Origin of the sequence: Pseudonocardia sp. EV170527-09 (genome assembly GCF_008369905.1) — a bacterium.
Classification (GTDB): domain Bacteria; phylum Actinomycetota; class Actinomycetes; order Mycobacteriales; family Pseudonocardiaceae; genus Pseudonocardia.
The window spans coordinates 1-269 of record NZ_VRMC01000474.1 but is presented as its reverse complement, the minus strand read 5'-3'; the positions used below and the strand labels follow the sequence as shown (position 1 = coordinate 269).

Below are 269 nucleotides of genomic sequence, written 5' to 3'. Positions count from 1 at the left end.
GCTGTTAACCCGTATTTGCTCTTCGAGTCAGCCGAGGACATGGCCCGGCGCGAGGTGTGGGTGTCTACTGACCCTGAAACTGCTATCCATAACGTTTACAAGGCTCTTGGCAAGGGCGTCCTTAAGACGATGAGCAAGATGGGTGTATCCACTATCTCGTCGTATACCGGAGCCCAGATCTTCGAGGCTACCGGGTTATCGCAGGAACTCATTGATGAGTACTTCACCGGAACGACGAGTCGCATCGCGGGGGTCGGCCTGACCGAGAT

1 protein-coding gene is annotated in these 269 nt (G+C 55.4%); it reads left to right on the top strand.

The genetic code is table 11. The features are described from left to right. Positions 1-269 (top strand): glutamate synthase central domain-containing protein (locus tag FVA95_RS29855; protein ID WP_149666981.1); only part of this gene is annotated, 269 nt, incomplete at both ends.